Source organism: Ideonella sp. FW305-24, from assembly GCF_058788035.1.
Map to the genome: position 1 here is coordinate 259,624 of NZ_JBYTAI010000005.1, position 13,393 is coordinate 273,016.

Here is a 13,393-nt window from a genome sequence, read left to right on the forward strand (position 1 = left end):
ATGCAAGCGGATGTGCCCGCCGGCGGGATGACGCCGGGCTTGTGGCGGGTGGCGCTCGCGCGTCTGCTGGCCGACCGCAGCGCGCTGGTGGCCGGCGCCTTGCTGCTGCTGGTGCTGCTGGCTTGCGCGGCCGCGCCGCTCTATGCCGAGCGCGTGGCGCATGCCGATCCGTTTCGCTCCAACATCAGCGGCCAGGTCATGCTGGACGGCCAGCTGCGCGATGTGATCGAGGCGTCCACCGAAGGCCTGGGGCTGGGCCAGACGCCCATCGGACCGACCTGGCAGCCCAGCGCCTACCTGCTGGGGGCTGACAACCAGGGCCGCGATGTGGCCGCCCGCCTGCTCTACGGCGGCCGCGCTTCGCTGCTGATTGCCAGCGGCGCCACGCTGCTGAGCCTGCTGCTGGGCGCGCTGCTGGGCATCGTGGCGGGGTATTTCGGCGGCGTGGTGGACTGGCTGCTTTCGCGGGTGCTGGATGTGCTGTGGGCCTTCCCGGTCTACCTGCTGGCGATCTCGCTGTCCATCGTGACCATCGGCAGCGGGCTGCACCTGGGGCCGCTGGTCATCGAGGCTGACAGCCTGTGGCTGCCGGCGCTGATCATCGGCCTGGTCTACCTGCCTTATGTGGCCCGCCCGGTGCGGGCGCAGGCCCTGGCGCTTCGGCGCAGCGATTTCGTTCACGCCGCCATCGGCCTGGGCGTGCCCACGCACCGCATCCTGAGGGTGGACATCCTGCCCAATGTGGCCACCACGCTGATCGTCTTCGTGCCGCTGATGATGGCGCTCAACATGCTGACCGAGTCCGCGCTGTCCTTCCTGTCCATCGGCGTGCAGGCGCCCAACGCGAGCTGGGGCACCATCATCCAGGACGGGCTCTCGCTGCTCTACACACGACCCATGGTGGCGCTGGCGCCCGGCGTTGCCATCGTGATCACCGTCGTGGCGCTGAACCTGCTGGGCGACGCGCTGCGTGACGCGCTGGACCCACGCGCCACCTTCAGGGTCAAAGGGGGCGGGTCATGACGCTGGCCATTCTGCGGCGCCTGGGCCAGATGCTGTTCGTGATGGCGGGCATCAGCATCCTGACCTTTGCGATCTTCTTTGCCACGCCGGGTGCCGACCCTTCCGCACGCATTGCCGGGCGCAATGCCTCGCCCGAGACGCTGGCCGCCGTGCGGCACGACTTCGGCTTCGACCAGCCCATGGCCGTGCAATACGGGCTGCTGATGAAGCGGCTGTTCATCACCGGCGAGCTGACCTCCTTCGTCAACCGCGGCGAACAGGTGCTGCCCGAGATCGCGGCGGCCATGCCGGTCACCTTGTCGCTGGTGGGCGGCGCGGCGCTGCTGTGGCTGCTGGGCAGCGTGCTGATGGGCCTGGTCGCGGCGGCGCACCGCGGCCGCTGGCCCGACAAGCTGCTGATGGTGCTGGGCCTGGTCGGCATCTCCATGCCGGTCTACTGGCTGGGCTCGGTGGTCAACCTCGTCACCCAGAGCCGCTGGCATGACACCTGGCTGTTCAGCTGGGTGCCGCCGCTGGGCTACGTGCCCTTCAGCCAGAGCCCGCTGGGCTGGCTGCTGTGCCTGGTCTTTCCCTGCCTGACGCTCTCGGTGCTCTACATGGGTTTGTACGGCAGGGTGCTGCGCGCGGCGCTGATCGAGGCCGGGCAGGAGGACTACATCCGCACCGCCCGCGCCAAGGGCCTGAGCCCGCGCCGGGTGCTGCTGGCGCATGCGCTGCGCACCTCGCTGATCAGCGTGGTCACGCTCTTCGGGCTGGACTTTGGCGCGCTGGTGGGCGGCGGCGCGCTGCTGACCGAGGTCGTGTTCGGCCTGCCCGGCATCGGCAAGCTGACCTACGACTCGCTGCAGACCCTGGACCTGCCGGTGATCATGGCCACGGTGATGTACGCCTCCTTCTTCGTCGTCGCGGCCAATGCCCTGGTGGACGTGGCCTATGCCTTCATCGACCCGCGGGTGCGCGATGCCTGAATCCAGCCTTGAACCGCTGCTGTCCGTGCGCGACCTGCGCGTGAGCTTCCGCTCCGCGCAAGGCCGGGTGCGCGCGGTGGACGGCGTCTCCTTCGAGCTCTCGGCCGGCGAGATCCTGGGCGTGGTGGGCGAGTCCGGCTCAGGCAAGTCGGTCACGCTGATGAGCCTGCTGGGGCTGATCGACAACCCGAACGTGGAGATCGAAGGTTCGGTGCGCTTTCGCGGGCGCGAGTTGATCGGCCTGTCCGCAGGCGAGCTGCAGTCGGTGCGAGGCCGCGAGATCGCCTATGTGTTCCAGGATCCGATGACCGCGCTGACGCCGGTCTGGCGCGTGGGCTGGCAAATCGTCGAGCAGCTGCGCGCGCACACCGATCTTTCGCAGGCTGCGGCGCGAGCCCGCGCCATCGAGCTGCTGGCCGCCGTGGGCATGCCCAGCCCGGCGCAGCAGTTCGAGCGCTACCCGCACGAGCTTTCCGGCGGCATGCGCCAGCGCGCGGTGATCGCCATGGCCTTGAGCTGCAACCCGGCCGTGCTGATCGCCGACGAGCCCACCACCGCGCTGGACGTGACGGTGCAGGCGCAGATCCTGGGCCTGATCCACCGGCTGCGCGAGCAGTTCGGCTCGGCGGTGCTGCTGGTCACGCACGACATGGGCGTGGTGGCCGAAACAGCCGACCGGGTGATGGTGATGTATGCCGGCCGGGTGGTGGAGCAAGGCAGCGCAACCGACCTGTTCGACACACCCTGGCACCCCTACACCTGGGGCCTGCTGGGCTCGATCCCACCACTGGATGGCCCGCGCCCGCGCCGCCTGCCCGCCATCGCCGGCCTGCCGCCGGCCTTGTCGGCCCTGCCGCCGGGCTGCGCTTTTGCGCCGCGCTGTGCGGCTGCCCATGCCGCCTGCGCGCAGCAACGGCCCCTGCTGCAGGCCGGCGCACCGGGCGCACCGGGCCCGTTGGCGCCGCGCGCGCACGCCGCTGCCTGCCTGCTCCCGGCCGACGAACGTGCCCCCGCACGCGAGCGCTGCACCTCTTCGCTGGACGCCTGATGCCCGACACCCCCTCCGCAGCCGCAGTACCCCTCCTGGAGGCCCTGCACCTGCGCAAGCAGTTCAGCGTGGGCTCGGCGCTCTCTCGCGCCGGGCGCCAGACGGTGCAGGCCGTGGATGACGTGTCCTTCCAGGTCTGGCCGGGCGAGACCCTGGGCCTGGTCGGCGAATCGGGTTGTGGCAAATCCACGCTGGCACGCTGCCTGGTGCGGCTGCATGGGATCACGGCGGGCGCGCTGCGCTTCGAGGGCCGGGACATCACCCACCTGGGCAGCGCCGCCCTGCGCCCGCTGCGGCCCCGGCTGCAGATGGTGTTCCAGGACCCCAGCACCTCGCTGAACCCGCGCCGCCGCGTGGGTGACCTGATCGCCGAGCCGCTGCGGGTGCACCCCGGGCCGCAGGGCAGTCGCAGCGCAAGCGAAGTGCAGGCGCGGGTACGGGAACTGGCCGAGCTGGTGGGCCTGCGGCCCGAGCAGTTGCAGCGCTTCCCGCACGAGTTCTCCGGCGGGCAGCGCCAGCGCATCGGCATTGCCCGCGCACTGGCGCTGAACCCGCGGCTGGTGGTGGCGGACGAACCCGTCTCCGCGCTGGACGTGTCCGTCCAGGCCCAGGTCATCAACCTGCTGGCCGACCTGCAGGAACGCCTGGGGCTGACCTATCTCTTCATCGCCCATGACCTGAGCGTGGTGCGCCAGGTTTCCAGTCGCACCGCCGTGATGTACCTGGGCAGCATCGTCGAGATCGGCCCCACCGACGCGCTCTACGCCCAGCCGGCCCACCCCTACACGGCAGCGCTGATCTCGTCGGTGCCCGTGCCCCGGGTCTCAGGCGCGGCGCGCCGCCCGCGCATCCTGCTGCAGGGCGACCCACCCAGCCCGCTGAACCCGCCCCCAGGCTGCCGCTTCCACCCGCGTTGCCCGGCGGCCACCGAGCGCTGCCGTACCGAGCGCCCCACCCTGCAAGGCCTCAGCGGCGGCCGCCAGGTCGCCTGCCACTTCCCCTTGAACTAGGGCACCCGGCTTCGCGGGTACGCGAAGCCACCCGCCGGGCGCGTTGCGGGGCCGCTTGGGAGCGGCCCGGCGCTGGCCCCGCAGGATGGGGCGCCCGGTTCGGAGCGTCTTTCAGCCTTGCGCCTGCAGCCGGTGCAGGAAGCCGATCAGGCCGCGCATGTAGGTCAGCTGATCGTCGTACATCGCCATGTGGCTGCCTTCGGGGCAATGCAGGTACTCGCCCCGAGGAAGCTGCTGCGCCATGGCCTCGACATGCGCCGGGTCCATGGTGTCGTACGCGCTGCCGATGGTCAGGGTGGGCACCCGGATGCGCTGGAGGTCATCAAAGCGGTCCCATTCAACCAGCTTGCCGCTGGCGCCCAGCTCGCTGGGGCCTTGCATGGGGATGTAGACCGACTGGTTGATGTGCGCAAACGCGCGGTTGACCGGATCGGGCCATGCCTCGGCCGGGCGGCGCAGGATGTGGAACACATAGTGATGCGCCATCAGCAGACCCATGTAGCGCGGGTTCGCATAGTCCTGCGCCGCCTCCAGCGCCTGGATCTCGGCCAGCACCGCCGGGTCGATCTGCGGCATCAGCACCTTGCGGGCATAGTCGTTGTAGGCCGGGAAGCTGGCCATCATGTTGGAGATCACCAGGCCCTTGAGGTGCTGCTGATGGGCCAGCGCGTATTCGATGGCCAGCACACCACCCCAGGAATGGCCCAGCAGCACGAAGTTGCTGGCGTCCAGGCCCAGGGCCTGGCGCACCTGTTCGACTTCATCGACAAAACGGGCGGTGTCCCACAGCGCGGGGTCGGTGGGCTGGTCGCTGCGGTGTGAACCCAGCTGGTCGTAGTAGTAATACTCGATGCCGGCCTCCGGCAGGAAGCTGTCGAAGGCCTCGAAATACTCGTGGGTGGCGCCCGGGCCGCCGTGCAAGAGCAGCAGCTTGAGCTGTGGGTTGTGGCCCACGCGCTTGGTCCAGACCTTGAAAGTCCCGCTAGGCGTGGTCACGGGGATCAGACGAGCGCCGCCGGACCAGGCGTCTTCGCGATCAGACACATGCAGGTAGCTGGCCAGATCGGCAGCGGCGGCGTTCGACGACATCACGGGCTCCAGGTTGGACCGCCCCGGAAACCGGGCGGCAGGCAACCATGGTAGACGCCCGACCCATCACGCCCACGCAGGCTGCGACAAAGTCGGTCCATCTGCGTGTGCCCCCTGACCAGGATGGTCACCTCGCAGACCCGGCCAAGAAGGTTACATGTTGGCGAGTCAGCACTTGCGCCGAATGCAGTTTCCCAGGAGAACCATTGCATGGGACGTTCCGCATGGATGTTACGGCGCGCTAAACCACGACCCCCAACCGGTTCCACTGGCGTTTTTCTTGCAGTTCAAGGCCCCATCGAGGCAGCGACGCGCCGCAGCCCCTTTTCGACGAGGGCATGTGACGCATCGCGTCCATTCCACAAGACCAAGTCAGAGCGAACGACATGCGCAGTCCCGGTTCCCCCTTGCCCACACCGACCCCCTGCCCCGCCCCTCAACCGCCGTCACCATCTCCGCTGCGCTCCTCGCTCACGCTGGGCCTGATGTTCAGCGCTGCCCTGGGGCTTGCTGCCTGCGGTGGTGGGGGTGGGGGTGGAACGGACACCGTCGGCAGTCCGCCCACCGCCAACGAGCCGGCGCCGCCCTCACCGGCTCCGGCGCCCACCCCAACGCCGGAAGACCCGGTGCTGGAGCCCGCTCCCAGCCCGGCGCCCGCGCCCATGCCCAGCGGCGACCAGCCCGGCGTGCCGGCGCCGCCACCGTCACAGCAGTTGCCCACCGGCTTTGACCTGAGCAAGCCTGGCGTGGCGGTGAACCCGGTGACCGCCACTTCTTCGGCGGTCGAAGGTGGCAACAGCGCGGCGCTGGCGATCGACGGCAGCATGACGACCCGCTGGTCCAGCGCGCAGGACGATGCGGCCTGGATCCAGTTCGACTTCGGTGCCAAGACGCCGCTGGGCTACCTGAAGCTGTCCTGGGAGAACGCCTACGGCAAGGAATACGCGATCCAGGGCTCGGACGACGGCGTGACCTGGTACCAGATCCGCTACGTGATCGGCGGCAAGGGCGGCAACGAGGAGTTCTTCAACCTGAATGCCAACGTGCGCTACGTGCGCCTGCAGGGCGTGGCCCGCGGCACGCAGTATGGCTACTCGCTGTACGAGGTGAGCTTCATGTCCCCTGGCAGCGACAACTCGCTGCCGGTGCTGGCCACCTCGGCCGTGCTGTTCCCGGCCAACGGCGCGGCACTCGCCGCCCCGCCGGCTGCGCAGGCGCCGCTGGAGACGGTGCAGTTCACATTGGCCGACGGCACGCTGGTCACGCGCTTCGGCATGGTTGGCCGTTCTCGCCACGCCCGCGAACGTGGCGAGGACTGGAACGAGATCGGCTACGGCGTCAACGACACGGTGGACGCCAATGGCAAGCCGCAGGACAAGGGCCCCGGCGCGCACCTGAACTTCGTCGCCAACTACTTCAAGAACCGCACCTGGGGCGTGGAGTTCATCGACAACAGCAAGGTGGCCGGCGTCACCAAGCCGACCATCGTCGTCAACCAGTACTACCAGGAAGCGCAGCGCGGTGGCGGCCATTCCTTCTTCCGGCGCTTCGACGATCCGGGGGTGACCGGCTATGGCTGGATGTCCCCCGGCGACCTGCTGGACGACACCACCTACACGGACGGCTTCAAGGACCTGACCTCCTGCCCGGTGATCGCCAAGCCACCGCAGAACGCGCTGGCCAGACCGACCAGCGGCTACAACGGCGTGATCGGCGCCAACGACGGCTGCAGCGTGGTGCTGGACAACGTGCCCGGCCACAGCGACATCGCGGCGAATGCCAATGGTGTGATGGTCCCGAACGGCGTGAATGTTCCTTCGCGTGCGCTGAAGGTGGGCGATGCGATCGAGTTCACAGGCTCGTTCTTCTCCAGCCGCGCCGCGATGGACGCCGTGGGCGACAGCGGCGCCTACCGCTACTACACCAACGAAGTGACCTACGTGGTGGGCAGCGGGTTGCGGCCCTGGTACGGCATCCAGCCGCGGCTGATGAACGCGCCGCTGCCGGCCGAGGCACTGCAAGGCGGCATTGGCTCCATCTCATATGACTACGCCGACAACGCCACGTTCATGTTCCAGCAGCCGAACAACCAGATCGGCATGCAGAACATGCAGCGCTTTGTCGAAGGCCGGCGCTGGATCCACACCAACATGTGGACCGGCGACCACACCGAAGCCGGCAACGACCGCAACGAAGCGGCCGTGCGCCTGCAGGGCCCGCGCTTCAACCAGTCGACCTGCTTCGGCTGCCACATCAACAACGGCCGCAGCCTCGCACCCAGCGCGCTGAACCAGCGGCTGGACACGATGGCGGTGCGCACCGCGACGCTGGACGGCAACGGCAACCAGCTGCCGCACCCGACCTATGGCCTGAACGTGCAGATGAACGGCCGCTCGCTGAGCACCGGCCTGCCGCAGGACTGGGGCACCAGCGTGCGCGTGGCCGGCTTCGACACCAAGACGGTGACGCTGGCCGACGGCACCGCCGTGGAACTGAGCAAGCCCAGGGTCGCCTTCGACGGCCCGACCCCCAGCGTGTATTCGCTGCGCAGCGCGCAGCCGATGATCGGCATGGGCCTGCTGGAAGCCATCACCGATGCCGAAATCCTCTCGCGCGTGCGCAGCACGCCGGACGAGGACGGCGTGAAGGGCGTGGCCAACTTCGTCTACGACCCGGAAACCAAGGCCGTGCGCGTGGGCCGCTACGGCTGGAAGGCTGCCAAGGTCAGCCTGCGCCACCAGGCCGCGGCCGCGGCGCTGCAGGACATGTCGGTCACCTCGCCGGTCTATCCGAACCGGGACTGCCTGGCCGGCCCGGCGAACTGCACCACCGCCAAGGTCGAACCCGGCATCAGCGAAGACGCACTGCAACTGCTCACCCGTTACCTCGGCCTGCTGGGCGTGCCCGCGCAGCGCAGCCAGGCCAGCGGCTTCCCCAAGGGTGTCACGCCGCTGTCCTACCTGGACGTGAACCCGACGCAGGTGGCCGCCGGTGCCCAGCTGTTTGCCAGCACCCGCTGCGTGGCCTGCCACACCGCCGAGATCAAGACCGGCGGCCTCTCCGAGCTGGCCGAGAACCGCAACCAGACCATCAAACCCTACACCGACATGCTGCTGCACGACATGGGCCCGGACCTGGCCGACAACCTGGTCGAAGGCCAGGCCACCGGCAGCCTGTGGCGCACCTCGGCGCTGTGGGGCGTGGGCTACACCGAGAAGGTGGCCGGCACCGCAGGCAAGGTCGGCTACCTGCACGACAGCCGCGCCCGCACGCTGACCGAGGCCATCCTGTGGCACGGCGGCGAAGCCACCAAGAGCCGCCAGCGCTTCGAAGCGTTGAGCAAGGCGGACCGAGAGGCGATGCTGGCGTTCCTGAACTCGCTGTGATGGAACAGCCTCATTGAGGCACCTCAGTTGCAACGGCCTTCGGGCCGCCTGCAACATTGCCCCGCCAGTGGCGGCGGTCCCGGATCACACCGGAGCCGCTGCAACTGGCGGGGCGATTGCTTCGGAGGCTCAGCGTTGGATGTTGGGCTTGCCGCGGCGCCGAGGTTGAGCGCGAATAAATGGGGTCAGAGTCAATTTATCTTGAGATACCTCAAAGCAAGGGCACGGTCCTGTCCGGATAAATTGACTCTGACCCCATTTATTCGCTGACCCCATTTATTCGTGGCACCGCCGTGACTGGGCGAACCATGAACAGCCATCACGTCAGGCAAGTCCGAGCTGACATTCCGCGAGCGTTACCGCCCCCCGCCCTCAGTCCTGATCCGCCCCATGGCCCTGCAGCGTCACCGGCATCGCGGCCCCTTGCTGCCCGGCGAAGAACAGCGGGGCGCGGGCCTTCTGGCGCGGGGCGACTTCGTTCAGCGTGGCTGCGTCATAGAGCCGGCCGTTCTGCATCACCTGCAAGACGCGATCGCTTTGGCGGATGTCGGCCACCGGGTTGCCGTCGATGATCACCAGGTCGGCCAGCTTGCCGGGCTCCAGCGAGCCGATGTCGTGGTCCATGCCTAGGTAGCGCGCGGGGGTCAACGTGGCGGCGCGAATGGCCTCCAGCGGTTGCATGCCGCCCAGCGCGAACATCCACATTTCCCAGTGCGCGCCCAGGCCCTCGCGCTGGCCGTGCGCGCCGATCTGCACGCCCACGCCGGCGCGTGACAGCTCGGTGGCGGTGCGCGCGGCGCGGATCACGTTGTAGTCCTCATCCGGCGCGGTCGGCCGGCGCACGCTGCGCGGCACCAGCACCGAGGGCGGCACGTAGCGGGTCAGCAGCGGGTGCTTCCAGACCTCCGTGCGGTCGTACCAGTAGTGCTCGCCGTCCAGCCCGCCGTAGGCCACGTTCAGCGTGGGCGTGTAGCCCACTGCCGTTTGCGACCAGAGCTGCTTGACGTCGTCGTAGACCGTGTCCACCGGCACGGCGTGCTCGATGCCGGTATGGCCGTCGATCACCATGCTCATGTTCATCTCGAACAGCGAGCCACCTTCGGGCACCACCATCATCTGGGTCTGCCGCGCGGCTTCGATCACCTGCTGGCGTTGATCGCGGCGCGGCTGGTTGTAGCTCTTCACGCTGATTGCGCCCTCTGCCTGCTGGCGCTTCAGGTGCGTCAGCGCATCGTCCAGGCTGTCGATCACGGCCGTCTGGTCCGCCTTGGCGCCATAGAGGATGGTGCCGGTGGAGAAGATGCGCGGGCCGACCACCAGGCCGGCGCGCTGCAGCTCGGACTGGGTGAAGATCTCGCCGTTGTCGTTGGACGGGTCGTGGATGGTCGTGACGCCAAAGGCCAGCGACGCGAAGTTGACCCAGCTCTGCTGCGGGATCACGCCGCTTTCGCCCATGCCGCCATGCCAGTGCACGTCGACCAGGCCGGGGATGACCGTCTTGCCACGCGCGTCGACCTGTTTCGCATCGGCCGGGATGCTGACCGCAGCGCGCGGGCCGACTGCGGCGATGCGGTTGCCCTCGACCAGCACCGTGCCGTCTTCAATCACCTCGTCGCCGCGCATCGTGACGATGCGCGCGCCGGTGATCGCGACGCGGCCGGCGGGCTTGTCGGCCGCCTGCGTGAAGCCGATCTTCTGGCCGTGCTCCGGCGGCTTGTAGCCTGGCCTGTCCTCGGTCCCTGGCGCAAATGCGGCACTCAGCGCGGTGGTGAACAACTCGTCGCCAATCGCCACATGCAGGCGCTGGCTGTCGCCGCTCCAGTGCATGTATTCGCCTGCGTTCACGTCCAGCTGCCGCACCGGCAGGCCGTCCATCTTCGGGCCGATGCTGATGGGCTTGCCGGTCAGCGGCAGCGGCGCCACGTAGGCATGGAAGCGTTCGACAAAGCCCAGCCACTGGCCGTTGGGCGAGACGGCGAATTCGGACGCGAACTCGCTGTGCGCGACCTCCGTCTCCTGCCGGTCCGCCAGGTTCAGGCGCATCAGCTTATGCTGCATGTCGACCTCGCTGGTGCTGAGGTCTCGGGTGAAATACAGCGTGTCGCTGCTGACGCCGAACTGCGGCGCTTCGCCGTCTTTCACGATGCGCTGCGGCGTGCCGCGGCCATCGGCGTCGGCCAGGTAGATGCCGGTGTCCAGCGCATGCCAGGGCGAGCTGAGGTAGCCGCCGCGCACCTTGCTGTAGGCCACGCGCTTGCCGTCCGGCGAGAAGCGCGGCGCGAGGTAGTGGCCGGGCTCGGGCGTGAGCACGGTTTCCTGGCCGCTGGCCAGGTCCAGCGTGCGCACCTGGCCAAGTTGCGCATCGGTCCAGCTGGTGAAGACCAGTTGCCTGCCGTCGCGCGAGAAGCTGGGGAAGAACTCGAAGCGCTCGTCCTGTTTCGTCAGCCGGCGCGGCGTGCCGTCCGGCAGGCGTTTTTCATAGAGGTGCCCCAAGGCGGAGTAGACGACGCGGCTGCCGTCCGGCGAGACGTTGACCCAGCGCAGCTGGTGTACCGGGAAGCTGTCCGGCGCGACGACCTGCGGCTCGCGCCGCGCTTCGCGCACTTCGCGCGTGTCCTGCACGTGGAACGGGATCTCGGCCGCGCTGCCTTTGAACGGGTCCACGCGCCAGAGCTTGCCCTGGGCCCAGACGACGATCTGCTTCGCGTCATGCGTCCACGCAAACGCCGGGTACACGCCGTAGACCGACCAGGCTTCCTGCAGGTCGCGGTCCAGGTGAGACCAGGCGGCGCGTTCCTCGCCGGTGCGCAGGTTCTTCAGGAACAGCGTGCTCTGATTGCGAACGCGGCGCACGAAGGCCAGCCACTGCCCGTCGGGCGAAGGCGTGGGCCGCACCGCGCCGCCGGGGCCGCGCACCAGCGTCTCGGTGCTGCCGTCGCGCAGGTCCTGGCGGTAGATGCGGAAGATGTCGCCGTTGGCGTCCTTGTTGTATTCGAAGCTGGTGCCGGGCGTGCTGTCCTGCGAGTAGTAGAGGAAGTTGCCGTCCGGCGACAGCGCGGGCTCACCGCGGTCCTTCTGCCAGTTCGGCTTCTCGTTGAGCTGCAGGCCTTTGCCGCCGTTCACGTGGTAAAGCCAGATCTCGCCCGAGCCCAGCGAGCGGGTGCCGGTGAAGTGCTTGCGCGCGGCGATGTACTGGCCGTTCGGGTGCCAGACGGGGCTGTTCAGCAGCCGGTAGTCTTCCTTGGTGATGGCGCGCGCACCACTGCCATCCACGTTCATGACCCAGAGGTTGTCGCCGCCGCCGGCATCGCTGACGTAGGCGATCTGCTTGCCGTCTGGCGAGAAGCGGGCCTGCTGTTCCCAGGCCATGGAATGTGTCAGCGGTTTCGCCTCGCCGCCAGCGACCGGCAGCAGGTAGAGGTCGCCCAGCAGGTCGAAGACCAGGGTCTGGCCGTCCGGGCTGATGTCAACGCTCATCCAGGTGCCGGTGCGCGTGTCCAGCTTGACCGTCTTGGCCGGGCCGGGCGGCTGGTTGACGTTCCAGGCGGGCGGTTTGTCGGCAGCCTGCGGCGTGTCTGCGCCCCAGGTCGGAAAAGCCAGGGCCAGCGAGACGAGCGGCGCCAGGGTGCGGGCGCGAGCAAAGCCGGGAAGCGGGTGCATGCTGCAGGGTTCCTGTGGCACGGCCCGCCTTGTGGGCAGACCTGCCGGGTCCATGAAAAACGGCGCCCGAAAGCGCCGCTGGAAGGTCTTGGCGCTCAGTCGACCAGGCGCCAGGCGACGGTCTCGCCGCCGCGCAGCGGCTTGAGCTGCGCGTCGCCAAACGGGATGGCCTCAGGCAAGGTCCATGCCTCGCGCACCAGGGTCACCGTGTCGGTGTTCGGCGGCAGGCCGTAGAAGGCTGGCCCGTGCAGGCTGGCGAAGCCTTCGAGCTTGTCCAGCGCGCCGGCGTTATCGAAAGCTTCGGCGTAAAGCTCCAGCGCGCTCAGGGCGGTGAAGCAGCCCGCGCCGCAGACCGAGGCCTCCTTCATCACCGAGGCATGCGGCGCGCTGTCGGTGCCGAGGAAAAAGCGGTCCGAGCCGGAGGTGGCCGCTGCGACCAGGGCCTGGCGGTGCACTTCGCGCTTGAGCACCGGCAGGCAGTAGTAGTGCGGGCGCAGGCCACCGAGGAAGATGGCGTTGCGGTTGTAGAGCAGGTGGTGCGCGGTGAAGGTGCCGGCCGTGTACTGGCCGGCCTGGGCCACGTATTCGGCGCCTTCCTTGGTCGTGAGGTGTTCCATCACGATCTTCAGCTCGGGGAAGTCCTGGCGCAGCGGCTTCATCACGCGCTCGACGAACACCGCCTCGCGGTCGAACAGGTCCACCTCGGGGTCCGTCACTTCCCCGTGCACCAGCAGCAGCAGGCCTTCGCGCTGCATCGCCTCCAGCGTCCTGTAGGACTTGCGCAGGTCGGTCACGCCGGCGTCGCTGTTGGTGGTGGCGCCAGCCGGATAAAGCTTGAGCGCGACCACGCCGGCGGCCTTGGCCTTGGCAATCTCTTCCGGGGGCGTGTTGTCGGTCAGGTAGAGCGACATCAGCGGCTGGAAATCCCGCCCTGCGGGCACGGCGCCGAGGATGCGCTCGCGGTAGGCCGCTGCCTGCGCGGCCGTGGTCACCGGCGGGCGCAGGTTGGGCATGATCAGCGCGCGGCCCATCTGGCGCGCGCTGGCCGGCACCACGCCATGCATGGGCGCGCCGTCGCGCACGTGCAGGTGCCAGTCGTCCGGGCGGATCAGGGTGAGGCGGTCCACGGCGGCGGGCGTGGTGGAAGCAGGGGAAATCGCGGCAGCAGTCATGCGGCGGATTCTCCCACCGGGGCGACGGCCGCTCCGT

8 protein-coding genes are annotated in these 13,393 nt (G+C 68.8%); 5 read left to right on the top strand and 3 right to left on the bottom strand.

What is annotated here, in order from left to right; genetic code table 11:
- From AC3WR5_RS15790 to AC3WR5_RS15805, 4 genes are read left to right on the top strand one after another with little or no spacing between them, the layout of a single operon-like run.
- Nucleotides 1-1,023 (top strand): ABC transporter permease, encoded by a 1,023-nt coding sequence (locus tag AC3WR5_RS15790; RefSeq protein ID WP_492485672.1) that lies wholly within the window; start codon nt 1-3, stop codon nt 1,021-1,023.
- A complete protein-coding gene (locus AC3WR5_RS15795; RefSeq protein ID WP_141288586.1) occupies nt 1,020-1,991 on the top strand; it encodes an ABC transporter permease in 972 nt (323 codons plus the stop codon). The genes AC3WR5_RS15790 and AC3WR5_RS15795 overlap by 4 nt, the downstream gene beginning before the upstream one ends.
- Nucleotides 1,984-3,039 (top strand): ABC transporter ATP-binding protein, encoded by a 1,056-nt coding sequence (locus AC3WR5_RS15800; RefSeq protein ID WP_492485673.1) that lies wholly within the window; start codon nt 1,984-1,986, stop codon nt 3,037-3,039. The genes AC3WR5_RS15795 and AC3WR5_RS15800 overlap by 8 nt, the downstream gene beginning before the upstream one ends.
- Nucleotides 3,039-4,049 (top strand): ABC transporter ATP-binding protein, encoded by a 1,011-nt coding sequence (locus tag AC3WR5_RS15805; RefSeq protein ID WP_492485674.1) that lies wholly within the window; start codon nt 3,039-3,041, stop codon nt 4,047-4,049. The genes AC3WR5_RS15800 and AC3WR5_RS15805 overlap by 1 nt, the downstream gene beginning before the upstream one ends.
- A gap of 111 nt (nt 4,050-4,160) precedes the next feature.
- Here AC3WR5_RS15805 and AC3WR5_RS15810 read toward each other — a convergent pair whose 3' ends face one another.
- Nucleotides 4,161-5,138, bottom strand: coding sequence for a proline iminopeptidase-family hydrolase (locus AC3WR5_RS15810; RefSeq protein ID WP_492485675.1), 978 nt, complete (start codon nt 5,136-5,138; stop codon nt 4,161-4,163).
- A 626-nt stretch (nt 5,139-5,764) separates the two neighbouring features.
- Here AC3WR5_RS15810 and AC3WR5_RS15815 point away from each other — a divergent pair.
- Nucleotides 5,765-8,524, top strand: coding sequence for a di-heme oxidoredictase family protein (locus AC3WR5_RS15815; RefSeq protein ID WP_492485676.1), 2,760 nt, complete (start codon nt 5,765-5,767; stop codon nt 8,522-8,524).
- 372 nt (nt 8,525-8,896) lie between these two features.
- Here the strand turns inward: AC3WR5_RS15815 and AC3WR5_RS15820 are convergent, their stop codons facing one another.
- Together AC3WR5_RS15820 and pyrC are read right to left on the bottom strand one after the other, a co-directional pair.
- Complete coding sequence (locus AC3WR5_RS15820; RefSeq protein ID WP_492485677.1) at nt 8,897-12,184, bottom strand: amidohydrolase family protein; 3,288 nt, start codon at nt 12,182-12,184, stop codon at nt 8,897-8,899.
- A 95-nt stretch (nt 12,185-12,279) separates the two neighbouring features.
- Nucleotides 12,280-13,356 (bottom strand): dihydroorotase, encoded by a 1,077-nt coding sequence (gene pyrC / locus AC3WR5_RS15825; RefSeq protein ID WP_141287141.1) that lies wholly within the window; start codon nt 13,354-13,356, stop codon nt 12,280-12,282.
- Nucleotides 13,357-13,393: the final 37 nt, after the last annotated feature.